Below are 21,452 nucleotides of genomic sequence, written 5' to 3'. Positions count from 1 at the left end.
ATAGATTCAACTCGTCGAAACGATGGGTGTGAGGTAAGGCAATGAACGAAATGGCAGCAGAAAGTGAATTCAACGATGCAGTGATTCAGTTGGTGACCTTTCGTCTGATGGATGAGAGCTACGGCATCAATGTGATGAAGGTGCAGGAGGTGCTCCGCGTTTCCGAGATAGCCCCGGTTCCTGGAGCACCATCATTTGTACTTGGCATCATTAACCTTCGTGGCAATGTGGTAACAGTGATCGATACGAGGAGTCGTTTTGGGTTGCCCCCCCATGAGGTGGATGATGCTAGCCGCATTATTATTATCGAGTCGGAAAAACAGGTGGTAGGTATCCTGGTCGATTCTGTAGCCGAAGTGGTCGAACTGCGCGAGACGGAGATTGATGCGGCACCGAATGTCGGTAGTGAGGAGAGTTCGCGCTACATTCAAGGGGTAGTAACACAGGAGAACCGCCTGCTTATCCTGGTCGATCTGAACAAACTCCTTACCGATCAGGAGTGGGCCGCGATCAAAGCCTTCTGATGCCGGCCCCTGGAGACGTCAGGCCAGCGCATTGAATCATCCTCTTGAGCCACTATAGTGTCGGGTAGTGAAAAGATAGTTCTGCGTAAGAGGGGAGGGGGACATCGTTATGCCTGAAATTGGTGAACAGAACCCGTTAAATCCGCTCTATCCTATCACTCCGGCGAAAAGACCGGAGAAGCGGGAGAAGCCCAGACCTCCCGAGGAGAGAAAAGATCGCCGACCCAAGCGCCAGTCCGATGAGCAGAATGATAATGGGAAGCCTCATATCGATGAGTATGCTTGATGGTTGACAGCAGCATTGCAATTGCTGCGGTCGTTTTGTGCCTGCTGATCATTCTGGCAGGGGGGTGGCGTTGCTTGTGACCGGACGTCGTTTCCGCAATGAATTATCATCCCTGAGAGGTGAGGTTGAGACCCTCAAACAGTCTGTTGGCGCGCTCTGTTCCAGTGCAGTGGGTGTGGATAAGCGGGTAATCCGGCTGGAGCGCCGCGGGCGTGATCTAGAAGAGCGCCAGGAGACCATTGAACACAACAAGGCTGGCGATCATCCCCCCTATGCGGAGGCGATTCGCCTGGTGCAGCAGGGGGCTAGTGCAGAGCAACTGGTCAATGAGTTGGGGATCAGTGGCGGGGAGGCCGATCTGATCGTGATGCTGCACCGCAACAGTCAGGCTTGATTGTGACGGTGGGCGTCTCTCGCCGACCCTGCCGATTCCACCATTTCACTTCTCTAGCGGGCACGAAAAAGCCGGCGATGCTGTAAGACTTCGCCGGCTTCGTAAGCGGTCAGAGTGGATCTTATTTGATCTTTGCGACCTTGCTGTCGCTGCCGCCTTTGTTATCGCTCCAGCTTAACTCGATTTCATCGCCCTTGGCGCCACCGGTAAACTTGAAAGAGAGATAGGGGTTTTTGGATACACCGCCACTGAACAGTGCGGCTATCACGGTATTCCCCTTGTGCTTGCATGTGATTTCCTGGATAAAGTGGGCCGGGATCAGTTTGCCGGTCTTCTTGTCCTTGCGACCGCCGGTCTCCATCGGGTGGGTCATCAGGGTCTTCACAGTGGTGACGTCACCCTTGGCCTTAGCCCGGATCTTGATGCTAGATTTCGCCATTTTTCTCTATACCTCTGTATCTGTTCTTCCGATGCTGTTGTGGGGCTTAACCGCCGCAACCGCCGATGGTGACCTTCACGCCCTTGCGTGCGCTGTAGAGCTTGCCGCCAGCTTTGACAACACCGATCACATCGCCGGTCTTGCCCATCTTGATACGGGTGGAGACGAAACCGCTTGCGCCCTGTCCAAGGTTGAAGGAGGCAACCAGAGGTACCGGGTTGTTGGAGGCGATGATGGCGATAGATTCCACGCCGCCGATGCTAGTCTCAACGGTGACAGGTACTACGGCACCGTTCTCTGCGATGTCCGGGGCCTTGACCCGGATATCGGTGGAAGGCTCGCTGGTGTCTGATCCCATCAGAGCGCTGAGTGCTGCCGGAATTTCCTTTGCTTCAAAAGCGGCTGAGGGCCAGGCGGCCAGCACTTGCTGCGGCATCAGCAGGCCCGCGCCTGCAGCCATGCCTACTGCGCCGGCAGCCAGTGATCCTTTGAGGAAGATCCTGCGTTTCATGTCGGTACTCATCAATAATTCTCCTGACTGAGAAGATTAGGGGGCGATAAATATCCACTCTCCGACAAGCGCGTATGCCCTCGAGAGGCGCATAAGCATATCGGTACTGCTGTATTTGGAGCCTGATTGGCGTCTAAAGTTTCACTTGTTGGGAAAGCGGTTTTTTTCTCACACAGGTGGGGTCTGTTATCGCTTCTGTTTTTCGCGACCGCTGCCTGTATCACCTTGTCAAGGTAGGCGGTAAGAATACCCTAACTTCAGGTGATGGCAAGTAAAAATTGTCTATATATTAGTGGTTTATAATGTTTGCGGCAGTACTTCCGCAGGCCTCGGATGGGTTTGCTGTGGACCGCCTAATGGTTAACCGTAATGCTTGTTTGTGTTTTATCCTGCAACGGAGATCATTGAGATTTGGCCTGTGCTTCCGAGTGTCGTTGCTGCAGTTCCTGCAGGCGGGCCTCAAGCTGTGACTGAAGATAAAAATCCCCCTTGTCGGGTTGCTTCAGGGCAATCTCGAGCTGGTTGATGGCGGCAGCCAGATCCCCTTCGAAGACATATGCCTCGGCAAGCTGCCGGTGAGATTCAGTCTGTTTGCCCCGGGCCTGTGCGGCGCGGGCGGCAAGTCGCAACAGGCGCGGTTCCCGGGGACGAAGCGCGCGCAGTTGATCGATAACCTTATCGACCTCGCTCTGTTTTCCCGCCTTGAGCAGAGTCTCCGCATAGTGAATTGCCAGCGGGTAGTCGTTCGGTAGCAGCAGGTAGGCTGTCTGCAAAGTCTGTAGAGCCTGCTCCATCTCCTTCCGGGCGAGGGCGATGCGGGCCTGCACCTGGATATAGCTGGTTTCAGTGGGACGCTGTTTCAGCAGTGGCTGTAGCATCTTCTCCGCTTGGTCGGGATTGCCGGCTTGCAGCAGTGCCAGCACATAACCAAAACGGTGCGCCTCCTGGTTGAGATAACGCTCTTGCTTCAGGCCTTCCGCATAGTATTTGACGGCGTCGGCCGGCTTATCATAGTGGCTGACCCGCAGCATTTCCCGCACCAGATAGTAGCGATGGCTGCTGGTGTACTGGCGATAGGGGTAGGTATCTGCCCGGTTCAGTGCATCGGCGATACGGTTGGTGGTGACCGGGTGGGTGCGCAGGATCTCTGGGATGCCGTTTTCGTAGAGGCGGCTGGCATCGGTCAGGCGCTCGAAAAAGATTGGCATCGAACGCGGATCGAAGCTGGCGTCGGCCAACAGGCCTATGCCCACATGGTCCGCCTCCTGCTCGTTGCTGCGAGTGAAGTTGATTTGCTGCTGCAGGGCGTTCGCCTGTGCTCCGGCGGCGATAGCCATACCCGCCTCGCCTGATGCACTGGCTCCGATCAGCACCGCAGCGAGCAGCAGTGCGGCGGTCTTACCGCTCATCCGGTTGGCTGCATCGAAAGCGCGTAGCAGATGTTTCTGGGTGACGTGAGCGATCTCATGGGCGACCACCGAGGCGAGCTCGCTCTCGCTCTGGCTGGCCAGGATCAGCCCGCTGTAGATGCCGATGTAGCCTCCCGGACCGGCAAAGGCGTTGATGACCGGTGAGCGGATAACAAAGAAGTGGAACTGGCCGCCCGCTGCATCACTCTGTTCGACCAGCTGTCGCCCCATCGACTGGATATATTCGTCGATCAGCGGCTCATCCACTACGTCCTGGGTTTCCCGAACGTTTTTTATGAACTCCCGGCCCAGACGCGTCTCATCGGCCGGAGTCAGATATTGATCCGAGGGTGAGCCCAGTTCCGGCAGCAGGATCCCCCCCGGCGCTGGCGCGAGATCGCCATCGGCGGCGAAGCTGAGCGAGACGACGGCAGCGAACAGGGCCGTGATGAGCGCCAGCAGCAGCGGAATGGATGGGCTGGTGAATCGTTTCATGAACCTTATGGAGTCTATCCGGCGGCGGGAGTTCCGCCTGATCTTGAAATCTGGCCTGGCAAAACCCCTGACGGCTGGTCAGGGTGCCAGCTTAAGGGCTGTTAGTTGATCGATACCAGTTCGATGGCGAAGGTGAGAGCCTGGCCCGCCAGCGGGTGGTTGGCATCAACACGGATCGAGCTATCATCCATCTCCACCACCGTCATCTGCACCACCTGGCCATCCGGGCTCTGTGCCTGCAGTGGCATGCCGACCTCTACCTCCATATCATCGGGCAGGGCGTCGCGTGGTACATTGTGAACCAGCTCATCGTCACGCTCACCGTAGGCTTCCTCAGCCGGGATCCGCACGCTCTTTTTTTCGCCGATGCTCATGCCGCTGACGGCGCTATCGAAGCCGGGGATCACCATGCCGCTGCCGATCTGAAACTCGAGTGGCTCCTGGCCTTCGGAACTGTCGAACTGGGTGCCGTCATCGAGGGTGCCGGTGTAGTGAATCTTTACGCTGTCGCCGTTCTGTGCCTGGCTCATGGTTGTCTCCAAATGGTGTTGTACCGCTGCATCGGCTTGAAGCTGGCAGAGTCGGGATAGCGCGGGCTGGCGAATCTGGAAGCGAAGGGGAGATGACTGGCGGAATGGTAAAACTGCCGCGCAAAAGTAACAGATGGCAGGGAGAGGGACAAATCCCGTGATGTGCCAGGACGTTAGTTGAGCTGAATGCGCTCACCCCAGGGGGTCTTAGTCTTGCCCTTGACCAGCCAGATCACCGGATAGCCCGGCTCCTGCTTGGGGAAGGCGCCCTCTGCATCGGTGAAGTAGACCAGCAGATCGGGGCGCTGGGGCTGCTCGCTGATCCACTTGAACACCGGGCGGAAATCGGTGCCGCCACCGCCCTGGATCTGTTCCGGCAGGGTGAACTCGTCCCAGCTCTCGTAGCGCCAGGGGGCATCTTTGGCGAGCTGTGAATCGCAGGCGAGCAGGGTGATGCAGGCGCGCATCTGGCCTTTGAGGGCGTTGACTTCGGCGAGAAACTCGGTGATCTCGGCGTTGCTGATGGAGCCGGAGGTGTCGAGCGCCACCACCAGTTCCACCTGGTTGCTGCGTAGGCTCGGCAGAATGAACGCCCCTTCGCGGCGGGAGGGCCGCATGTAGCTGAAGTCATCCCGCGCCATGGCGGTCATATAACGCGCCAGCAGCATCCGCCAGGGCAGCTGCGGTTGCAGCAGGTGATCCACCATGCGTGCCATCTCGCCCCCCATCTTGCCCGCCTGCATCGCTTGCTGGGCGGCACCGGCGAGGCGCTGCTGCCACTGGATGTTGAGGGTCTCCGCCTCATCCGGAGTGAGTGGCTCGGGCTGTTCGGCACCGCCATCGCTAGGCTGCTGGTCTGGGGTCTGCGAGTCTGTCTGCTCCGTCTTGTCCTGCTGCAGATCTTTCTCGTTTTTGCCACTGCTACGGTTCTTGGTGTTGTCCTGGTCGTAGACATGGTTGTCGAGCGGCTGCTCGTCATCCTTCTCGTCGAGGCAGGGGTAGATCTCCTCTGCCGTCATGCCCTTGAACTGGGTTAGATAGAGCGAACCAGGCGGTGGCTTGAGGCCGTCGTCGATCAGCAGCGGGTTGATGGCGTAGTCACAGGCCATGTCCCAGTGCAGCTTGGTGCGGTGCTGGCGACGCGCGAAGTGCGACAGCGCACAGTGCAGCGCCTCGTGGGCGAGCATGAACTGAGTCTCATCCAGGCTCAGACAGTCGATGAACTCCGGATTGTAGTAGAACTTGCGCGCGTCGGTAGCGGTGGCTGGGCACCAGTCGGGATCGGCCGCCTGTAACGGCAGGCGCATCACCAGCGCACCGAGGAACGGCTTATCGAGGATTAGCTTGGTGCGGGCCGCGGCCAGCTTGGTCTCGATCTTTTCGATATCCATATTTGCTGGTTAAAATTTATTCGTAAAGCATCACATCGGAGATCGCCTGTGCCCAGTCGCCGAACTGGGGCACGCTGAACAACGTCTCGCCGATCGCGCGGTGCATGTCGGATACCAGCATTACTCCCATCTCACGCTGTGGAAAGCGCTGCGCATAGTCGAGGATGCGCCCCATCACTTCGATCTCTGCGCCGCTTTCTTGGGCGCGGATCGCACGCCCCACCAGGGCGGCGGCGACCGCGTACTGCAGGTCGATCTCCTCCGGCACCGCCACCTCTTCGCCAGCGAGGATCGCATCCAAATCGGGCATCTTGTCGAGGCTGTTGACGAAGGCGGTCAGCTCGATACCGGCGGCCGGCCCGACACAGGCCTGCAGGGTGCCCTGCAGCAGGTCCGGATGGCTGGAAAATTTCTGCAGACCGCGGTGGGCGAACTCCCAGGAGCGCGGAGAGGGAAAGGCGACCGGATTGTGGGTCGGGTCGAAGTCGAACAGCAGCTCCGGACGGAAGCGTAGGAAGCCGATCACCCGTTCATCGATGTTGTGGCGGTAGGCCCACAGCACCCAGTCGTCGAGGTGGGTCTCCACCTCGAAGTGGGAGAAGCGGTTGGCGAGTGGCGCCGGCATGCTGTAGGTGATGCCGCGGTCGCCCTGGCGGTTGCCGGCGGCGAAGATCGCCCAGCCCTCCGGCACCTGGTATTCGCCCAGTCGACGGTCGAGGATAAGCTGGTAGGCGGCGGCAGAGACGGTGGGTGGTGCGGAGGTGATCTCGTCGAGAAACAGGATGCCCGCGTCGCCGTGGCGCTCAGCATCGGGCAGGATCGATGGGATCGCCCAGTTGACATGACCGTCGATGCGGAACGGGATGCCGCGCAGGTCGCTGGGCTCCATCTGCGACAGACGGATGTCGATCACCGGCGCGCCGTGCTCTTGCGCCACTTGGCGCACCATATCGGATTTGCCTACCCCGGGCGGGCCCCACAACATCACAGGGGTGTGGTGGCCGTGGCGGGTGCTTTTGAACTCCTGCTTGAGGATAGTTGACAGCTGGGCTGGGCGCATAGAGGGTCCTTCAAAGGGGAAGCGTTGCGGGAGAAGTTGTGATGGCTGGGAACTCAGTCGAGCAGGTTGCGGGTCGCCCGGGAGAGCTGCTTGTAGACTTCCGGGCCATCCTTGTCCATCACCTGATCGATCACCCAGCGGTTCTTCTGCTCGTCACCCATGAGCTGCTGGATCTCGAAACCGAGGTGACGGAAGAAGGGATAGGAGGGGCCTGTATCGCTGAAACTGAACTCGGCATACTCACCGGAGCGCTGGTTGAACAGGCTGATAAAGCGGTTGGCGTGATCGCCCTCGCCGAGCAGGTCACGGGCGTTGTCCTGGTAGTGGTCGGCGAGTTTCATCACCAGTGCGGTGATCAGCTCGCGGCGTCCCTCCGCATCGAATTGTGGATGGATGATGCGATCCACGACCTGCACCTCGAAGGCCAGATATTCAGCGATCACGCCAAGGCGCTGCAGATCCGAGTCATAGATGAAGTGTTCGCCGTGCAGGGTGATCGCCTTGTCGAGGGCGATGCGCCAGGCGATGAAAGCGGTGGCGGCGCCGATCTCTCCGGGGGAGCGGGTGGCGTCTTCGTCGTGCCATTGGCTTTTGATTCTGATGGCCAAAAGGGATCTCCGGTTACTGCTTGGCAAGATGCTGTCGGCCCGCATGCGATGCGATTCCGCTGGAAATCAGCGGGAAATTCAGCTTGGCTGAGGTCGGGACAGCATGTTAGGTTGCTTCAAATACCCAAGTATTCTACTGGGATAAGGGTCGATTTCAATGGTTTGAATCCGCCTTATTTGTGCTGGATCGTGGGATCTGGCGCCAGCGTGAATAAGGTGGGTTGATCTTACCGAGGATTCTCTGGTTATGTCTCTGCAACAGCTCAGCCAGGCGGTACAGTACAACTGCCATATCTCCGACGCGCGCCACGGCGGCGACTACGGACTCTGCACCTACCTGATGAAGATGCGTGAGTATTTTCGCTGGGAGAAGGGGCTGGGTTATGCCGAGCAGTTGCCGAAGGAGGAGGTGGGGGAGTGGCTCGCCGAACGGGAGTCCCTCTGGGAGACACTGGCTGAGGCGGAGTATCGGTCGTTGCCGATTAACGGTGGTGAGTATGCCCCCTTCGAGGTGGAGTCGATCAACCAGCAGTTGCATGCCGAGGGGTTGGTCTACAGTGCCGGCTACGGCATCAAGAACAAACCGCACTTCTTTCTCGCCCAGCTGGAGCGGTACGAACAGCCGCAGGGGATGTCGTTACTAGTCTCCGGACGTGAGTTGGCGCGGGATCTGAGCGCACCGGCGGCGATGAGCCTGGGGCGGCAGATCTTTCTGCGTCGTGAGTCGTTGCGCAGGCTATTGTGGGAGAAGCTGGAGAGCTGGCGCTGGCACCGACCCGACAATGCCCTCGGCCGCGCCTTCGCCTGCTACGATTTCGAGCAGGAACTGGAGTCCTCACTGGATGCAATGGTGGAATGCGAGATCGAGATGGTGCTGTTGCATGAGCAGGGGGAGTGCCGGGTCGGCGAGGCGCTGGGCGAGTCATGGGGTGAGATGCTGATGGCACTCAGTTTCACCCCGGCGGAACTGATGCTGCGTGCGGTGCGGGACCACTGGTCCGACTGCAGCAGCAGCCTGCCGGGTCTGATCGCGCAGGGGCAGGCGGCCTCGATCCACTTCTGGTTCGGCAACCTCGGCGGGATGCGTCGGGAGCTTTTTCCTGGTGCGCTCAAGGCCTATGAGGAGTGGCGCAGTGCGGGGGGCACGGAGCCGCTGGCGGTGGTCGCCCGCATGGGGCAGGCACACTGGGAGCGGATCGCGATGGAGTCACTGCAGCTTTACCAGCAACAGGGAAGCGAGGCGGCCAGTGCGATCCAACAGCTGATCGGGTCAAATCACCTCTGATAGAGCATCTCGATAGCGCCTGCGCTCATCAGCAGCCCCATCGCTAGCACCAGCAGAAAGGTCAGCCGGCGGTAGTTGTGATCGTCGAGGCGGCGATAGAGCGTGATGCCGAGCCAGGTGCCGGTGATCAGCATCGGCAGCGCCATCAGCGCCTGTTCGGCGACTTTAAGGTTGAGCAGCCCGCTGATGCCGTGGGCGCTGGCGGTGATCAGACCTGCAGCGACAAAGAAGAGACTCAGTGCGGCCTTCTGCTGGTCGGCGGACCACTGCTGGGCCGCTACATGCAAGATCACCGGTGGCCCGTTGGTGCTGAAGGCGGCCCCCAGCGCGCCGGAACCGGTGCCGATGCCGATCGGATGGTACCTGAGCCAGGCAGGTTGCAGCGTTCGTCCAGCCAACGAGAGGGCTGCATAGCCGCTGAGGAAGAGCCCCAGGGTGAGTTTCACCCAGACCTCGGGTGCGTCGATCAGAAAGTAGAGGCCGAGCGGGGTGCCGAGCAGATAGCCGCCGATCAGCGGCAGCACCGGCTTCAGGCTCAGGCTGCGGCGCAGGTGGAGCAGATTCAGGCTCGACATGCCGATGCCCAGCAGCACCATCAGTGGTACCACCTGCTCCATCGGTAGCAGCAGGCTCATCAGCGGCACCGCCACCAGCGCGGAACCAAACCCGGACAGCCCCTGCACCAAGCCGGCGAGGGCGGTGATGGCGGCAATCGCGAGGGGGAGTTCCATGGTCGATCAGCTGAAGCTGGTTTCCTGCGGTTCGCCGTTGTTGTCGATACGGATCTGGCGGATCTCCGGCATGCGGCTGGTGATGTAGCCGCCCATCAGCAGCGCCAGGTTTTCGTTATGGGTCTCGATGGCGGCCAGCAGTTTGTCGGCGGCGATCTGGCAACGCTGCTGTTGATCGGGCTGCTTTAGCCAGGTCTGTCCCAGGCGCCGGCCGTTGTCCATATCCTTGTCCATCTTGTCGAAGGCGTCTGCCATCTTCTCTTGATATCCCTCGGGGATCTCAAGGTTCATCGAATAGTCGCCAATGATCAGATTCAGTAACATGATTCGCCCTTTAACTTTGTAGACCGGGAGTTGCGCGCATACTCCGATCAGACGTGGAGAAAATCAAGCGTATGAATAAGCGGGAATTGCTGGTGTTGGTAGAACTGGGGGGATACCCCAACTTCGTGCCACTCTATCAGCGTCACGGTTATGCGGTGGAGATGGTTAACTCGGTGCGCAAGGCGCAGGCCTGGTTGAAACGGCATCGGCCGGCGGTAGTGGTGGCTGAGTTCTATTCTGATCCGCAGTTCCGCGACCGTATGAGCAACCTGGAGTCGTTGCTCGCCAGCCTGCAGCGCTATTGTGCAGATGCCAAGGTGATCGTCCTGATCGAGCCGCAGTACCGGCCGAAGCTGGAGCAGGTGATGAAACGTTATTCGATATTTGGTGTTGTCGAGTTTCCGCTCCGGGAAGAGCGACTGGAGAGTCTGCTGCTGCAGGTGGAGGGTTGAGCGTATTGTTGCAGATGCCGGGGCTGTTAAACGTAGTGTGACTGCTGAAGATCAGTGAGGTGTTTGATGAGGCTGAGTTTGTCTTAGGCACAAAAAAAGGGGCTGCGAAGCCCCTTTTTCGGCGCGGTATGCTGGAGGCTTAGTAGCCGCCCTTGCGCTTGGTCTCGGGCAGTCCTGCGACCTTGCTGGCCTGCTTAGCGGGGCCTTTCGGGAAATGGATATAGAGGGCTTTGGCATCTACCTTGGGGAGGTCGGTCCAGACTCCCTTGAAGTGTTTTACCATATTGCGCTCGTTGGGCTGGTTGCCACCATTGTTGAGGTATTCGTCGCGCAGGTAGTTGATGATGTCCCAGCTTTTTTCGGAGAGGGTAACGCCTTCCGCTTCGGCGATAACCTTGGCGACATCTTCGTTCCACTCGCTCTGATCGACCAGGTAGCCGTTTTCGGTGGCCTCAATGGTTGTGCCATTCACTTCATATGACATTGGTTTCTCCTTCTCGATGGTAACTCGGGTGGGTGGGGGTGCCCGCCCGCGTAGCTAAAAGTCGTGGGGCGGTATCTTATACAGTCTTATGGGGGACGAACAAGCCGAATCCTCGGTGGCGCAGGGGGCCGACGCCGTGCTGCTGCAGGGTGACCGCATCCTCGTAGGAGAGGCCGGCGACCATCAGGCTGCGGCTTGACTGTGGGCCATCCGGGCCCTGAAATCTGGCCTCTTTGCCGGCCAGGATCTTTTTGAAGCGCAGCCTGAGACGGTGCAGATCGGCGAGCGATTGTTCCAGGAATTGATCTTCATCGTTGCTGGCATCGGTTGCGACATAGCGGCTGTAGAGAGTGGTGGTAATCCCCAGCGGGTGCGCCTTGGCGCTGCCTATGGTGAGCGGCATGCCTTGGATATGCAGGGTTTTGCCGTTGAGCGCCTGGGCGTCATCGATGCGCGCCTGCGGCAGTCGCAGCTGCAGCCGGGTGCGGCGCGACAGGTAAAGGGTGTCGTCGGATCCCTGGGGACGCTCCCAGCCGTTGCCAGAATCGGCGCCATAGATCAGGTGTAGGCCGCACAGTCTCTCCTCGGCGAACCAAGGCAGTATCCGCTGGATCTCTTTAGAGAGGGCCCAGGCGTGATCCACCGGCAGCGCCTTGCATTCGATGCGGAAGGACAGGTCGAGTACGTTATCGGGCACCACAAACTGATCGTTGTCGCTCTCTTCTTGCCAGTACATCTGCAAACCTCTCTCAGTGGGGGATCTTGGCGCGCAGTGCGTCGCGGTCGAACCACCAGTCGCTCTCGGTGACTAGATCGAGCACCTTGGCCAGGCGCGGCAGGAATTTTCCTGGATCATCCAGCTCCATGCGCTCCACCCAGAAGTCGAAGATCTCTTGTTCTTCGACCTGGCTGTGACGGCGTGCTACCTCTCCGAGCAGCTGGCTGGTAAAGAATTTCAGCTCTTTGCGCTCGGCGCCTTCGGCGCGCAGGTCGACGATGTAGGCGGCAGTGGCGGCGGCTACCGCAGCGCCGTCCGAGTTGTCTGGGGTCTCATCGATCAGGTGCTGCAGCATGGCGACGCTGAGCTCCGGGAGGATAGGGAAGGTTACCGAGAGCCAGATGCCTTGTGCCAGCGCCTTGAGTGAGTCGGCTTGCTCTGCCTGGTAGAGGATGTCGCAGGCCTCCACCGCCTGCAGCCAGAGCTCGTTGTCGATCGCCTGTGGGAGCATCTCCTGCACCGCCTTCCAGGCCGCCTCGTTCTGGTCCAGATCGAGCTGGAGATAACCGCGCTCCAGGATTAGGGTGAGGCGTGATTCCAATGATGCGTCGGCGGGCAGGGCAGCAAGTTGCTCATCCTTCTCGTCGAGGCGGATCTGCAGCAACTTGCTGGATGGAATGGCGTCCTCGGAACACTCGTTGTCGCCGAGAAAGGTCTCTGATTCAAGGTATTTCACGCGCTAACCTCTTATTTGCTGCTGCATTAGGTAAAGGCCGCCTCGAGGCGGTCTTCCCAATTGTCGGGGGTGTCGGCGAAGGGGGGTTTGACGTCGATGCGGAAGAACATCTCGCGCTTTGATCGTACCTTTATTGCCTGGACCAACTCTTCGAAGGTCTCTAAGTCCGGGTTTTGCATCATCAGTTCGCTAAGGTAGAGCATTTGTGTGACCCTGTGATTCTGTCTGGCCCCTTTCGTGGGGCGATTCTACCGCTCCAGAGGGACTTTAAAACCGCACAATTTTACTCGGTTATTGGCTGACTGCAATCGACAACAGCTGTTTTGTGATCCGAAGATTAATACCCATATATTGCCGGCTTATTAAGAGGGGGGGTAGTGGTTATGCGATCTTTTTGGGAGAATCCATTATCTCATTGTTTATTAATGGGTTATCATGAAATTCATGGATTGAAAGGTGCTCGGTTGGGGAGTTTCTTATCCCAAAGGGGATAGACGTCGTCTATGCTTACCCTCCCATCGGAAGGATATTTCCGATCATAAGTAAACCCTAAACTTTGCGCCCTGTAGAGGCAGGCTTGTAGCCTGCAACGGCTTCGGATTGCAGGGTGCACGGCTGTATTCTACGCTCGGTGGACGGCCGGGCTGATAGCAACGAATACGAACTGGCCAGAGTCCCCACGTAAACGACCATTGGGAGAAAGAGTGATGGCAAAACAGATGCATGATACCCCCATGCTTGATCAGCTGGAGAGTGGCCCTTGGCCCTCGTTTGTAACCGGCCTCAAGCGTCTCGCGAAGGAAAATGACATCATGGTTGACCTGCTGGGTCAGCTGGAAGAGTCCTACGAGACCAAAAAAGGTTACTGGAAGGGCGGTACCGTTGGCGTTATCGGTTATGGCGGCGGCGTGATTCCACGTTTCACCGAGCTGAAGAATGAGGACGGCACCCCCAAGTTTCCTGCCGCCGCAGAATTCCACACCCTGCGTATCATGCCGCCTCCTGGCATGCACTACGATACCAAGACCATTCGCAAGTTCTGCGACATCTGGGAGAAGTACGGTTCTGGTCTGATTGCATTCCACGGTCAGTCTGGTGACATTATGTTCCAGGGGTGCTCCACCGATAACGTGCAGCCTGCCTTCGATGAGCTGAACGAGATGGGTTTCGACATGGGTGGAGCGGGTCCCGCTGTGCGGACCGGCATGTCCTGCGTTGGTGCAGCGCGCTGTGAGCAGTCCTGCGTGGACGAGGGTCGCACCATGCGCATGCTGGTGAACAACGCCCTCGACGATATGCATCGTCCGGCACTCCCCTACAAGATGAAATACAAGGTCTCTGGCTGCCCGAATGACTGCATGAACGCCATTCAGCGTGCAGACGTGGCCATCATCGGTACCTGGCGCGACGACATGAAGGTCGATCAGGAAGAGGTCAAGAAGTACGTCGCCGATATGGGCCGCAAGAAGATGATCGACAACGTCATCACCCGCTGCCCGACCCAGGCGCTGTCGCTGAATGACGACGATACCCTGGCCGTCGACAACAAGAGCTGTGTGCGCTGCATGCACTGCATCAACGTCATGACCAAGGCGCTGTCTCCTGGTGACGACAAAGGTATTACCGTACTCTGCGGTGGTAAGCGTACCCTGAAGATCGGCGACCTGATGGGCACCGTGATCGTGCCTTTCCACAAGCTGGATACCGACGAGGATTACGAGTGGCTGGAAGAGCTGGCTACCGAGATCCTGGACTTTTTCGCTGAGAACGCCCTGGAGCATGAGCGTACCGGTGAGATGATCGAACGTATCGGTCTGGTTAACTTCCTCGAAGGCATCGGCCTGGAAGTCGATCCCAACATGATCGAGCGTCCGCGCATGAACCCCTACATCCGTACGGATGGGTGGGACGAAGAAGCCGCCAAGTGGGCTGAGCGCCAGGCTTAACAATCTGTTGATTGCCAGATAAAGGCAGTTTCATGCGGGGCTCTGGTGTTCGCACCGGAGGCCCCGCAAAGCGAATCAAATACCCTAATTATTAGGAGGTAAGCATGTCGGAACCTCGTATGCCGATTGAGAGTGGCGTTCCCGAGATGGAGCCCTACTTGCACCCCGTCCTCAAGAAGAACTATGGCGCCTGGAGCTGGCATGATCGCCCGCGTCCCGGTGTGCTGCATCACGTTGCCAAGAGCGGTGACGAAATCTGGACCGTTCGCGCCGGTACCCAGCGTCAGATGGATCTCTTTACCATCCGTCTGCTGATGGATATCGCCGATGAATTTGCTGAAGGCTATGTGCGCTTCACCATTCGCTCCAACATCGAGTTCATGGTGAGTGAGGAGTCCAAGGTTCAGCCCCTGATTGACAAGCTGACCGAGCATGGCTTCCCGATCGGTGGTACCGGCAACTCGGTCTCCATGATCTCTCACACCCAGGGCTGGTTGCACTGTGACATCCCCGGTACTGATGCGTCCGGCGCCGTGAAGGCCCTGATGGACGAGCTGATTGAGGAATACACCAAGGAAGAGATGCCGAACCGGGTTCGCATGACCACATCCTGCTGCCAGATCAACTGCGGTGGTCAGGGTGATATCGCGATCAACATTCAGCACACCAAGCCACCGCGGATCGACCACGACCAAGTGGCCAACGTCTGCGAGCGTCCCACCGTGGTGGCCCGCTGTCCGGTGGCCGCTATCCGTCCTGCGATGGTCAACGGTAAGCCCTCCCTGGAGATCGACGAGAAGAAGTGCATCTGCTGCGGTGCCTGCTTTCCGCCTTGTCCGCCGATGCAGATCAACGATCCTGAGCACTCCAAGTTCGCGATCTGGGTGGGTGGCAAGAACTCCAACGCCCGCTCCAAGCCGACCTTCCACAAGCTGGTTGCGGCAGGCATCCCCAACAATCCGCCGCGTTGGCCCGAGGTCTCTGCGGTCGTCAAGCAGATCCTCAATGCCTATAAGGAAGATGCCAAGGATTGGGAACGCATCGGTGAGTGGGCTGAGCGTATCGGCTGGTCTCGCTTCTTTGAGAAGACCGGTCTGCCGTTCACCAAGTATCACATCGATAACTGGCGTGGCGGTCGTGCCAACCTGAACGCCTCTGCTCACATCCGTTTCTAACGGACACTGACAGAGTACTTCAACAGGAAGGTTAAACTGATGAAATTTGCGATTCAGGTAAACGAAGGTCCTTATCAGCATCAAGCGACTGATTCGGCCTATCAATTCACCAAGGCTGCGTTGGAAGCAGGACACGAAATCATGCGTGTCTTCTTCTATCACGATGGTGTGAATAACGGCACCAATCTGACCACTCCGCCCCAGGACGACCGCAACATCGTCGCCCGCTGGAGCGAGTTGGCAGAGAAACACGGTCTGGACCTGGTGGTCTGCGTGGCTGCTGCCCAACGTCGCGGTATCGTCGACGAGGGCGAGATGCAGCGTAACGGTAAGAGTGCGCAGAACATCGCTGACGGCTTCCGGATCTCCGGTCTCGGTCAGCTGGTCGAGGCGGGTGTCCAGTCCGATCGTCTTATGGTTTTCGGTGACTAAGCGCAGGGGTTGAAAGATGGCTGATATTAAAAAATTCATGTATCTCAACCGCCGGGCTCCTTACGGAACCATCTATGCTTGGGAATCGCTGGAGGTAGTACTGATCGGTGCCGCCTTCGACCAGGACGTCAGTCTGGCCTTCCTTGACGACGGTGTTTACCAGCTGGTCAAGGGGCAGGATACGAGCGAGAGTGATATGAAGAACTTCTCCCCGACCTACCAGGCCCTGGGTGACTACGACGTCACCAAGCTCTATGTCGAGAAAGAGTCTCTCGAAGCGCGTGGCCTGACCCTGGATGATCTGATGCCTCTGACTTATGAGGACGAGGACGACGACTGGGCTGAGAAGGACTCCATTCGTGTCGTGAGCCGTGCTGAGCTGGCTGACATCATGGATGAGCAGGACGTCGTTTTCAGTTTCTAAGGGGAGCAAGAGTATGAGCACTTTGCACACAGTGAATAAGTCGCCCTTCGAGAAGAGCTCCATGACGAGCTGTCTCGGCTATGCCAAAGAGGGCAGCGCCGTTCTGCTGTATGAGGATGGCGTCTATGGGGCGATGCAAGGCACCGAGTATGCGGATAAGGTCCAGGCGGCAAGTGGGATCAAGTTCTATGTACTTGGTCCTGATCTGAAGACCCGGGGTATTGCAGAAGACAAACTGATCGAAGGTGTTCAGGTTGTCGATTACGCCGGTTTTGTCGCCCTCGCTGCTGAGAGCAGCCGGGTGCAGGCCTGGGTCTGATCAACTGAATTCAATTTAAACGAGAGTTAGGAGAAATCACGATGGCTATCGAAGCTAATGGCAAGACTTTTGAGACTGATGAGGAAGGCTACCTGGTTAACCTGAGCGAGTGGGAGCCTGCGGTCGCTGAGGTTATGGCCAAGGAAGACGACCTGGAGCTGACCGACGAGCACTGGGATATCATCAACTTCCTGCGTGAGTACTACGAAGAGTACCAGATCGCTCCCGCCGTGCGCGTTCTGACCAAGGCGGTTGGTAAGAAACTGGGCAAGGAGAAGGGCAACAGCAAGTACCTGTACGCTCTGTTCCCTTACGGCCCTGGTAAGCAGGCTTGCCGTTTCGCCGGCCTGCCGAAGCCGACCGGCTGCATCTAAGTCGTGCCGAGCACCTGGAGAGGGTTCGCCCCTCTCCAGGCCTGAACAAGAACTCTGAGGAACGCAGGAACATGTCAACTGTCTACGCGTTGCTGTTTATCGTAGCGACTCTGGTGATGCTGATTGGATTGGTCCGCAAGATCGTCCAATATGCCAAGACCCCCGCACCTTTAAAGATTCCCACCACGCCGGCGCCTGTGACACAGACCGGTGTGGTACTGCGTATGTTCCGCGAAGTGGTCTTTTTCGAGAGCCTCTTCAAGAGCACCAAGTGGACCTGGATCTTCTCCTGGATGTTCCACATGGGGCTGTTCGCGGTACTCGCCCGCCACCTGCGTTATTTTATGGACCCCGTGCCGCTGCCAATCCAGCTGCTGCAGCCGATCGGAAAGTATGCGGCATTTGCGATGGTGGCCGGTTTGGTCGGCCTGCTGGTGCGTCGTATCTTCGTTGATCGGGTCCGCTACATTTCGGCTCCCTCTGACTATCTGTGGTTGCTGATGCTGATGGTGATTGGCCTGAGCGGTCTGATGATGACCTTTGTTGTGCACACCGACGTGGTGATGGTGAAGCAGTTCTTTGATGGCCTGTTCACCTTCAGCGGAGGCGCGCTGCCAATGGATTTTGCGCTGCTGGTACATCTGCTGTTGGTGGCTGTACTGATGCTGCTGCTGCCGTTCAGCAAACTGCTGCATATACCTGGCGTGTTTTTCAGTCCTTCACGCAACCAGGTCGATAATCCGCGCGAGAAACGCCACCTGGCGCCTTGGGCGAAGAAGCTCGAAGAATCCTAAGAAATTTACCTGGCCGAACGAGGGCTACACATGGCTAAGGCAAAATTTGAAACGCCGGAACTGAGTGAATACACCGAGGTTCCGAAGATCGAAGAGGGGGTGATGGCGCACCTCAGCCCCTTCGTTGCAGCGCCGGCGCACCAGGAGCCACTGGGCTTTCCCGGCGAGAAGGTGGAAAACTGGCAGGAGGTGGCCATCGAAAAGATGGGCGATCTGCTGAGTCGCTATCGCAGCTTTCAGGTCTATATGGATGCCTGTGTGAAGTGCGGATCCTGCACCGACAAGTGCCACTATTTCCTGAGCACCAGAGATCCGAAAAATATGCCGGTGGGGCGTCAGGATCTCCTGCGTCGCGTCTATCGCCGCTACTTCACCTTCGCTGGCAAATACTTTCCGAAACTGGTGGGCGCGGTCGATCTGACCGATGAGGTGTTGGACGAGTGGTACAGCTACTTCCATCAGTGCTCCCAGTGTCGTCGCTGCTCAGTGTTCTGCCCCTACGGTATCGATACCGCCGAGATCTCTATGGCGGCGCGCGAGATCATGGCGCAGATCGGTGTTGGTCAGAAATACTGCAACGAGATCATCGCCAAGGTTTTTACTGTTGGTAACAATCTGGGCCTCCCTGGCCCCGCGCTGGCTGATACTCTCGAAGGCCTCGAAGAGGATGTCTACGACGATACCGAGGTGGCGGTCAAATATCCGCTCGACAAGAAGGGCGTCGATATCCTACTGGTGACCCCCTCTGCCGACTTTTTTGCCGAGCCCCATGTGGATGGCCTGATCGGTTACGGCAAGGTCTTTCATGAGGCTGGCGTCAGCTGGACTCTCAGCACCACGGCGTCCGAGGCAGCCAACTTTGGCATGTTCATCGGCTCCTATGAAAACATGCGCCGCATCTCGCTGCGGGTTCGCGAAGCGGCTCTGGAACTAGGTGTTAAGCGCATTGTGTTTGGTGAGTGCGGCCACGCTTGGCGCGTTGCCTACAGCTTTCTCAATACCCTGGCAGGACCGTTCGATTTCTTAGATCCCGACTATCCGGTGCCGCAGCATATCTGCGAATTTACCTGGGATGAGATTCAGAAAGGAACACTCGAGCTCAACAAGTCGGAAAATGACGATATGACGCTCACCTTTCACGACTCCTGCAACGTGGCCCGCGCCTCACGCATGGGCGACAAACCTGGCGGCCAGTTTGAGATTCCGCGTAATGTCATCAAGGCGGTCTGCAACAACTACTACGACATGGAGTGGGACACCATCCATGAGCGTACCTACTGCTGCGGTGGTGGTGGTGGTCTGCTGACCGATGATCTGATGGAGATTCGCGTCAAGGGTGCGCTGCCGCGCATGAATGCACTGCGCAACGTCATGGACGAGAAGGGTGTGACCCACATGGCGGCGATCTGCGCGATCTGCAAGAGCCAGTTTACCAAGGTGCTGCCCTACTACGGTATGGACATGTACCAGATCGTCAGTGTTCACCAACTGGTGAGCAATGCGATCGTCCTCAACCGTAAGACTCCGCCGGAAGAGGCTCCCGGTTACGGCGAAGATGACGATTGAGATTTAGCGACTAGCGAATAATTCTGTCGGTCGAAGCATAAGCAAGCCGGCACTCACAAAATTATATAGGTAAAGGAGACTCAACCATGGCAACTCCTAGCGAAGAGATGAACAAAGACATCACCTGGCGCCGTTTTGAAGATGGCGATGCCGCCTACGACGATTGGACAGATAAGATCTTCATGGAGGATACCTCCTACAAGTGTCCTACCTATATTCAGCGTACCCCGCCCTGCCAGGGCAGTTGCCCCTCTGGTCACGACATTCGTAGCTGGTTGGCTATCGTGCGTGAAGAAGAGAAGCCTGAAGAGGGTATGGAGTGGAAAGAGTACGCCTTCAGACGTGCGACCTCGTCCAACCCCTTCCCGTCGATGATGGGTCGCGTTTGTCCGGCGCCTTGCCAAGATGGTTGCAACCGCAACGAAGTGGAAGATTTTGTTGGTATCAACTCGGTTGAGCAGTATATCGGTGACAGCGCTATTGAGGCGGGTTTCAAGTTTGAAGCTGGCGCCGACACCGGCAAGAAGGTCGCTGTTATCGGTGGTGGGCCCGCTGGTCTAGCCGCTGCCTTCCAGCTGCGCAGCAAGGGGCATGGCGTCACCCTGTTCGAGGAGAACGAGGGCCTGGGCGGTATGATGCGCTACGGCATCCCCGGCTATCGTATCCCGCGTGAGCGGCTCGACGCTGAGATCCAGCGTATCGTCGATATGGGTGTCGAGGTGCGCAACAAGACCCGCGTCGGTCGCGATGTGGCAGTTGCCGACCTAGAAAAAGATTACGATGCGATCCTATGGGCACTGGGCTGCCAGAGCGGTCGCGGTCTGCCGATCCCCGGTTGGGACGACACCCCTAACTGCGTCTCCGGTGTTGCTTTCCTCAAGGCCTTCAACGAAGGTCGCATGAAGGTCACTGCCGACAAGGTGGTCTGCATCGGTGGTGGTGATACTTCCATCGACGTGGTCTCCGTGGCACGTCGCCTGGGGCACATAAAGCACATCAACCCCACCGATCGTCCGGAGCTGGTGGTGCGCGATGGCTTCGTGGTACACGATGCCGCCAACGCTGCCGCTGCACAGGGCTCCGAAGTCACCCTGACCTCTCTGTTCCCCAAGGAGCAGATGATGGCCGCAGAGCACGAAGTGAGCGATGCCACTACCGAGGGTGTCACCATCCTCGACGGCATGATGCCACTGGAGGTAATTAAGGGTGAGGATGGCCGTGCCACCGCCCTGAAAATCTGTGCCTGCACCATGGATGGCATGCGTCCGATCCCGGTTGAGGGTACCGAGCGTGTCATCGAGGCCGATCTGATCGTGTCCGCCATCGGTCAGGGCGGTGACTTGGAGGGCCTGGAGGATTTCGATAACGGTCGTGGTCTGATCGACGCCGACAAGTCCTATCAGGTGCCCGGCAAGCCTGGCCACTTCGTTGCTGGTGACATCATCCGTCCGCACCTGCTGACTACCGCTATCGGTCAGGCGCGTGTTGCGGTCGAGAGTATCGACACCTACATGAAGCACGAAGAGCTTGGTAAGCGTCCCAAGGTTGATGTCAATCACTTCAGCCTGATGAGCAAGCTGAAAGAGGCACACCTGGAGCCGGAGCACTTCGACAGCACGAAAGGCGACCTGCGTGGCACCAACTCTGCGAAATACGCCGTGCACAACTTCGAGGATCGTTCCAAGCAGGAGATCATCCCTGCCGATGAGTTGTTCCTCGGTCACTTCACGCCGACTCCGCGGAATATTCGCTCCGAGGATGTGCCCAGCTCCGATGAAGTGTTGGGCCACTTCCACGAGCGCCTGATTGCGCTTAACGAAGAGCAGGTGCAGGCTGAAGCCAAGCGTTGCATGAGCTGTGGAATGTGCTTCGAGTGTGATAACTGTGTGGTCTTCTGCCCTCAGGATGCGGTGTTCCGCGTCAAGAAGAACGAGTCCACCACCGGTCGTTATGTCGACACCGACTACAGTAAGTGCATCGGCTGCCATGTCTGCAGCGATGTTTGCCCGACCGGCTACATTCAGATGGGTCTTGGTGAATAGGAG

Annotated in this window: 26 protein-coding genes; 13 read left to right on the top strand and 13 right to left on the bottom strand. The window is 58.0% G+C overall.

What is annotated here, in order from left to right:
* Positions 1 to 41 precede the first annotated feature (41 nt).
* A complete protein-coding gene (locus L0Y14_RS12285) occupies positions 42 to 524 on the top strand; it encodes a chemotaxis protein CheW (protein ID WP_005959701.1) in 483 nt (160 codons plus the stop codon).
* Between the two features lie 350 nt (positions 525 to 874).
* Positions 875 to 1,204 carry a DUF2802 domain-containing protein gene (locus L0Y14_RS12280; RefSeq protein ID WP_240991690.1) on the top strand — a complete coding sequence of 110 codons (330 nt, stop codon included), beginning with the start codon at positions 875 to 877 and terminating at the stop codon, positions 1,202 to 1,204.
* Positions 1,205 to 1,325: 121 nt separating this feature from the next.
* Here L0Y14_RS12280 and soxZ read toward each other — a convergent pair whose 3' ends face one another.
* The 7 genes from soxZ to L0Y14_RS12245 form a co-directional block, all read right to left on the bottom strand.
* The gene (gene soxZ, locus L0Y14_RS12275) at positions 1,326 to 1,643 is read right to left on the bottom strand and encodes a thiosulfate oxidation carrier complex protein SoxZ (RefSeq protein ID WP_005959703.1); all 318 of its coding nucleotides are present in this window, start codon (positions 1,641 to 1,643) and stop codon (positions 1,326 to 1,328) included.
* A 46-nt stretch (positions 1,644 to 1,689) separates the two neighbouring features.
* Positions 1,690 to 2,166, bottom strand: coding sequence for a thiosulfate oxidation carrier protein SoxY (gene soxY / locus L0Y14_RS12270; RefSeq protein ID WP_006475290.1), 477 nt, complete (start codon positions 2,164 to 2,166; stop codon positions 1,690 to 1,692).
* Between the two features lie 389 nt (positions 2,167 to 2,555).
* Positions 2,556 to 4,058 carry a M48 family metalloprotease gene (locus L0Y14_RS12265; RefSeq protein WP_006475289.1) on the bottom strand — a complete coding sequence of 501 codons (1,503 nt, stop codon included), beginning with the start codon at positions 4,056 to 4,058 and terminating at the stop codon, positions 2,556 to 2,558.
* Between the two features lie 101 nt (positions 4,059 to 4,159).
* Positions 4,160 to 4,588 (bottom strand): FKBP-type peptidyl-prolyl cis-trans isomerase, encoded by a 429-nt coding sequence (locus L0Y14_RS12260; RefSeq protein ID WP_006475288.1) that lies wholly within the window; start codon positions 4,586 to 4,588, stop codon positions 4,160 to 4,162.
* 173 nt (positions 4,589 to 4,761) lie between these two features.
* Positions 4,762 to 5,979: a vWA domain-containing protein gene (locus tag L0Y14_RS12255; protein WP_006475287.1), complete on the bottom strand. Its 1,218-nt coding sequence runs from the start codon at positions 5,977 to 5,979 to the stop codon at positions 4,762 to 4,764.
* A 16-nt stretch (positions 5,980 to 5,995) separates the two neighbouring features.
* Positions 5,996 to 7,039, bottom strand: a complete 1,044-nt coding sequence (locus tag L0Y14_RS12250) for an AAA family ATPase (protein ID WP_006475286.1) — start codon at positions 7,037 to 7,039, stop codon at positions 5,996 to 5,998.
* Between the two features lie 53 nt (positions 7,040 to 7,092).
* On the bottom strand, positions 7,093 to 7,647 hold the full coding sequence (locus L0Y14_RS12245) for a hypothetical protein (RefSeq protein ID WP_006475285.1): 555 nt from the start codon (positions 7,645 to 7,647) through the stop codon (positions 7,093 to 7,095).
* A 247-nt stretch (positions 7,648 to 7,894) separates the two neighbouring features.
* Here L0Y14_RS12245 and L0Y14_RS12240 point away from each other — a divergent pair, with 247 nt between their 5' ends.
* Positions 7,895 to 8,932: an Sfum_1244 family protein gene (locus L0Y14_RS12240; protein WP_005959710.1), complete on the top strand. Its 1,038-nt coding sequence runs from the start codon at positions 7,895 to 7,897 to the stop codon at positions 8,930 to 8,932.
* On the opposite strand, the gene L0Y14_RS12235 is transcribed toward L0Y14_RS12240, so the two are convergent.
* Positions 8,923 to 9,663, bottom strand: coding sequence for a sulfite exporter TauE/SafE family protein (locus L0Y14_RS12235; RefSeq protein WP_005959711.1), 741 nt, complete (start codon positions 9,661 to 9,663; stop codon positions 8,923 to 8,925). The two genes, L0Y14_RS12240 and L0Y14_RS12235, sit on opposite strands and share 10 nt — an antisense overlap.
* Before the next feature lie 6 nt (positions 9,664 to 9,669).
* A complete protein-coding gene (locus tag L0Y14_RS12230; RefSeq protein WP_005959712.1) occupies positions 9,670 to 9,987 on the bottom strand; it encodes a hypothetical protein in 318 nt (105 codons plus the stop codon).
* A 71-nt stretch (positions 9,988 to 10,058) separates the two neighbouring features.
* Here L0Y14_RS12230 and L0Y14_RS12225 point away from each other — a divergent pair, with 71 nt between their 5' ends.
* Positions 10,059 to 10,439 (top strand): DNA-binding transcriptional response regulator, encoded by a 381-nt coding sequence (locus L0Y14_RS12225; protein WP_006475284.1) that lies wholly within the window; start codon positions 10,059 to 10,061, stop codon positions 10,437 to 10,439.
* 139 nt (positions 10,440 to 10,578) lie between these two features.
* On the opposite strand, the gene L0Y14_RS12220 is transcribed toward L0Y14_RS12225, so the two are convergent.
* The 4 genes from L0Y14_RS12220 to L0Y14_RS12205 form a co-directional block, all read right to left on the bottom strand.
* A complete protein-coding gene (locus tag L0Y14_RS12220) occupies positions 10,579 to 10,923 on the bottom strand; it encodes a TusE/DsrC/DsvC family sulfur relay protein (protein WP_005959714.1) in 345 nt (114 codons plus the stop codon).
* A gap of 76 nt (positions 10,924 to 10,999) precedes the next feature.
* The gene (locus L0Y14_RS12215) at positions 11,000 to 11,659 is read right to left on the bottom strand and encodes a type I-MYXAN CRISPR-associated protein Cas6/Cmx6 (protein WP_006475283.1); all 660 of its coding nucleotides are present in this window, start codon (positions 11,657 to 11,659) and stop codon (positions 11,000 to 11,002) included.
* A 13-nt stretch (positions 11,660 to 11,672) separates the two neighbouring features.
* Positions 11,673 to 12,377 carry a hypothetical protein gene (locus tag L0Y14_RS12210; protein WP_005959716.1) on the bottom strand — a complete coding sequence of 235 codons (705 nt, stop codon included), beginning with the start codon at positions 12,375 to 12,377 and terminating at the stop codon, positions 11,673 to 11,675.
* A gap of 26 nt (positions 12,378 to 12,403) precedes the next feature.
* Positions 12,404 to 12,580, bottom strand: coding sequence for a hypothetical protein (locus L0Y14_RS12205; protein ID WP_005959717.1), 177 nt, complete (start codon positions 12,578 to 12,580; stop codon positions 12,404 to 12,406).
* 504 nt (positions 12,581 to 13,084) lie between these two features.
* Between L0Y14_RS12205 and dsrA the strand changes: the two genes are divergently transcribed.
* From dsrA to L0Y14_RS12160, 9 genes are all read left to right on the top strand, one after another.
* Positions 13,085 to 14,323, top strand: a complete 1,239-nt coding sequence (gene dsrA, locus L0Y14_RS12200) for a dissimilatory-type sulfite reductase subunit alpha (protein ID WP_039959666.1) — start codon at positions 13,085 to 13,087, stop codon at positions 14,321 to 14,323.
* A gap of 104 nt (positions 14,324 to 14,427) precedes the next feature.
* The gene (dsrB, locus tag L0Y14_RS12195) at positions 14,428 to 15,498 is read left to right on the top strand and encodes a dissimilatory-type sulfite reductase subunit beta (RefSeq protein ID WP_005959719.1); all 1,071 of its coding nucleotides are present in this window, start codon (positions 14,428 to 14,430) and stop codon (positions 15,496 to 15,498) included.
* A 39-nt stretch (positions 15,499 to 15,537) separates the two neighbouring features.
* Complete coding sequence (gene tusD, locus L0Y14_RS12190) at positions 15,538 to 15,930, top strand: sulfurtransferase complex subunit TusD (protein WP_005959720.1); 393 nt, start codon at positions 15,538 to 15,540, stop codon at positions 15,928 to 15,930.
* A gap of 16 nt (positions 15,931 to 15,946) precedes the next feature.
* Positions 15,947 to 16,354 carry a sulfurtransferase complex subunit TusC gene (gene tusC / locus L0Y14_RS12185; protein WP_005959721.1) on the top strand — a complete coding sequence of 136 codons (408 nt, stop codon included), beginning with the start codon at positions 15,947 to 15,949 and terminating at the stop codon, positions 16,352 to 16,354.
* A gap of 13 nt (positions 16,355 to 16,367) precedes the next feature.
* Positions 16,368 to 16,673, top strand: coding sequence for a sulfurtransferase complex subunit TusB (gene tusB / locus L0Y14_RS12180; RefSeq protein ID WP_006475278.1), 306 nt, complete (start codon positions 16,368 to 16,370; stop codon positions 16,671 to 16,673).
* Positions 16,674 to 16,714: 41 nt separating this feature from the next.
* Positions 16,715 to 17,047, top strand: coding sequence for a TusE/DsrC/DsvC family sulfur relay protein (locus L0Y14_RS12175; RefSeq protein ID WP_005959723.1), 333 nt, complete (start codon positions 16,715 to 16,717; stop codon positions 17,045 to 17,047).
* 71 nt (positions 17,048 to 17,118) lie between these two features.
* Positions 17,119 to 17,841, top strand: a complete 723-nt coding sequence (locus L0Y14_RS12170; RefSeq protein WP_005959724.1) for a respiratory nitrate reductase subunit gamma — start codon at positions 17,119 to 17,121, stop codon at positions 17,839 to 17,841.
* Between the two features lie 30 nt (positions 17,842 to 17,871).
* Positions 17,872 to 19,407 carry a sulfate reduction electron transfer complex DsrMKJOP subunit DsrK gene (gene dsrK, locus L0Y14_RS12165; protein WP_005959725.1) on the top strand — a complete coding sequence of 512 codons (1,536 nt, stop codon included), beginning with the start codon at positions 17,872 to 17,874 and terminating at the stop codon, positions 19,405 to 19,407.
* Between the two features lie 86 nt (positions 19,408 to 19,493).
* Positions 19,494 to 21,449 carry an NAD(P)-binding protein gene (locus tag L0Y14_RS12160; RefSeq protein ID WP_005959726.1) on the top strand — a complete coding sequence of 652 codons (1,956 nt, stop codon included), beginning with the start codon at positions 19,494 to 19,496 and terminating at the stop codon, positions 21,447 to 21,449.
* The last annotated feature ends 3 nt before the right edge of the window (positions 21,450 to 21,452 follow it).

The sequence above is a fragment of the Candidatus Endoriftia persephonae genome, from assembly GCF_023733635.1.
In the GTDB taxonomy this organism is placed as follows: Bacteria; Pseudomonadota; Gammaproteobacteria; order Chromatiales; family Chromatiaceae; genus Endoriftia; species Endoriftia persephonae.
The sequence above is the reverse complement of the archived record's forward strand: the minus strand, read 5'-3'. Positions and strand labels throughout refer to the sequence as shown.

Coding starts and splice junctions, on each gene's coding strand:
- L0Y14_RS12285 (WP_005959701.1), top strand. CDS start 42: ATGAACGAAATGGCAGCAGAAAGTGAATTCAACGATGCAGTGATTCAG.
- soxZ (WP_005959703.1), bottom strand. CDS start 1,643: ATGGCGAAATCTAGCATCAAGATCCGGGCTAAGGCCAAGGGTGACGTC.
- soxY (WP_006475290.1), bottom strand. CDS start 2,166: ATGAGTACCGACATGAAACGCAGGATCTTCCTCAAAGGATCACTGGCT.
- L0Y14_RS12265 (WP_006475289.1), bottom strand. CDS start 4,058: ATGAAACGATTCACCAGCCCATCCATTCCGCTGCTGCTGGCGCTCATC.
- L0Y14_RS12260 (WP_006475288.1), bottom strand. CDS start 4,588: ATGAGCCAGGCACAGAACGGCGACAGCGTAAAGATTCACTACACCGGC.
- L0Y14_RS12255 (WP_006475287.1), bottom strand. CDS start 5,979: ATGGATATCGAAAAGATCGAGACCAAGCTGGCCGCGGCCCGCACCAAG.
- L0Y14_RS12250 (WP_006475286.1), bottom strand. CDS start 7,039: ATGCGCCCAGCCCAGCTGTCAACTATCCTCAAGCAGGAGTTCAAAAGC.
- L0Y14_RS12240 (WP_005959710.1), top strand. CDS start 7,895: ATGTCTCTGCAACAGCTCAGCCAGGCGGTACAGTACAACTGCCATATC.
- L0Y14_RS12235 (WP_005959711.1), bottom strand. CDS start 9,663: ATGGAACTCCCCCTCGCGATTGCCGCCATCACCGCCCTCGCCGGCTTG.
- L0Y14_RS12230 (WP_005959712.1), bottom strand. CDS start 9,987: ATGTTACTGAATCTGATCATTGGCGACTATTCGATGAACCTTGAGATC.
- L0Y14_RS12225 (WP_006475284.1), top strand. CDS start 10,059: ATGAATAAGCGGGAATTGCTGGTGTTGGTAGAACTGGGGGGATACCCC.
- L0Y14_RS12220 (WP_005959714.1), bottom strand. CDS start 10,923: ATGTCATATGAAGTGAATGGCACAACCATTGAGGCCACCGAAAACGGC.
- L0Y14_RS12215 (WP_006475283.1), bottom strand. CDS start 11,659: ATGTACTGGCAAGAAGAGAGCGACAACGATCAGTTTGTGGTGCCCGAT.
- L0Y14_RS12205 (WP_005959717.1), bottom strand. CDS start 12,580: ATGCTCTACCTTAGCGAACTGATGATGCAAAACCCGGACTTAGAGACC.
- dsrA (WP_039959666.1), top strand. CDS start 13,085: ATGGCAAAACAGATGCATGATACCCCCATGCTTGATCAGCTGGAGAGT.
- dsrB (WP_005959719.1), top strand. CDS start 14,428: ATGTCGGAACCTCGTATGCCGATTGAGAGTGGCGTTCCCGAGATGGAG.
- tusD (WP_005959720.1), top strand. CDS start 15,538: ATGAAATTTGCGATTCAGGTAAACGAAGGTCCTTATCAGCATCAAGCG.
- tusC (WP_005959721.1), top strand. CDS start 15,947: ATGGCTGATATTAAAAAATTCATGTATCTCAACCGCCGGGCTCCTTAC.
- tusB (WP_006475278.1), top strand. CDS start 16,368: ATGAGCACTTTGCACACAGTGAATAAGTCGCCCTTCGAGAAGAGCTCC.
- L0Y14_RS12175 (WP_005959723.1), top strand. CDS start 16,715: ATGGCTATCGAAGCTAATGGCAAGACTTTTGAGACTGATGAGGAAGGC.
- L0Y14_RS12170 (WP_005959724.1), top strand. CDS start 17,119: ATGTCAACTGTCTACGCGTTGCTGTTTATCGTAGCGACTCTGGTGATG.
- dsrK (WP_005959725.1), top strand. CDS start 17,872: ATGGCTAAGGCAAAATTTGAAACGCCGGAACTGAGTGAATACACCGAG.
- L0Y14_RS12160 (WP_005959726.1), top strand. CDS start 19,494: ATGGCAACTCCTAGCGAAGAGATGAACAAAGACATCACCTGGCGCCGT.